Source organism: Pseudovibrio sp. W74, assembly GCF_001623085.1.
GTDB lineage: Bacteria > Pseudomonadota > Alphaproteobacteria > Rhizobiales > Stappiaceae > Pseudovibrio.
Genome location: NZ_LMCJ01000052.1, coordinates 1 through 1,440 on the forward strand (window position 1 = coordinate 1; position 1,440 = coordinate 1,440).

The window sequence follows — 1,440 nt, forward strand, 5'->3', positions numbered from 1 at the left end:
ATCTGCAGCATGAACATCGGACCCGTCAGCATCAACAGGTTGATGACCAGACTCAAGACCCCGACGCCCGCATACCCGGACCGAGACGCCGCAAACGCCTCGGCGACTATGCGCCGAGGTGATTTTTTGTTTGGAATACTCATTTATAGATCAGACCAGCTGGAAGTCGTCTTGATGCAGATCGGATTTCAAAACACCTTTGAGGGTCACTGAGTTATCGTCATCCAGAGTGATAACGGTATCTGTACCATCATCACTGGCTGCTGCAATAACGGCATCAAAATCGCTGAAGATGTCCCTATCAAAGCGGATGACATCATCAGAGAAAGCACCAGCCTCAAAATCCATTATCTGATCGTAACCAAATGTTTGGTTAGTGAACGTAAATGTATCAGATCCTTCACCACCTACCAGAAGGTCGTCATTTTGTGTTCCAGCAATGGTATCAGTGCCATCGGTTCCTCTAAGTTTCACTCTACCATCATCGAACAACTCAATTTGGGAAACACTTGTCCCGTCAGCAAACTCAAAGCGTTCGATGTAGTCGCCCATTTGTGCAACACGGAGTTGGCCTTGCTGGCCATCAAGGCTCCACTGAAACTTCACCACCAAGCCGTTGGAATCGCTATATTGCTGTGTACCAATCTCGAAATCTGAGAGATTTAGATCCGTAAAGCGAACAGTGTCAAATCCATCATTTTCTCCTTCACTTGCACTGATCAGCGTATTGCCACCACCAATGCTATAAAGGTAGGTGTCATCGCCGCTATAACCAAACAAGTGCTGCCAATCACCGGCACCTTTACCTGGTGCTAGGATATCATCTCCAGTTGTTCCATAAAGGAAGTCATCATTATCCGATCCTGTGATTTTTACTCCTGCATCTCCAGTCGCTCCATAAAGCTTCAAGCGTCCATCATCACGGACTTCTATCTTTTTAAGAGCAGAGCCATCTGCAAACTCAAAGCGTTCAATGTGTTCCCCAAGATCAGAAAGATACAACGTTCCTGTTTGCCCATCTTTACTCCAGCTTAGCCGCAATGCTTCGCCGTAAGAAGCGTGGTCATATGTCGTCACTTCAAAATCTGACAGATTCAAATCTTTAAAGCGAACAGTATCTGTTCCGCTTCCTGTCCATTCGCCATCCTGTGTTATCCAGATTTCGCCATCATCTGCACCGATCAGATAGGTATCATCTCCTTCCTGACCACGAAGGTGTTGCCATGATTGATGATAACCACCAGCATCAAGTGTATCGTTGCCCTTACCTGCATCGATGATGTTGCTAACATTTGTGCCGATGATCAAATCGTCTCCATCAGTTCCCGTCAGACCAATACGCTCATGTGAATGGAGGCTTAGATCTGTAATGACGGTGCCGTCAGCAAACTCAAAGCGTTCGATGTAGTCGCCCATTTGTGCAACACGGAGTTGGCCTTG

At 46.7% G+C, this 1,440-nt stretch carries 1 pseudogene; it reads right to left on the minus strand.

Annotated elements, in window-relative coordinates:
• Positions 1-150 precede the first annotated feature (150 nt).
• A pseudogene (locus PsW74_RS21940) lies at positions 151-1,440 on the minus strand (hypothetical protein); the annotation flags it as partial.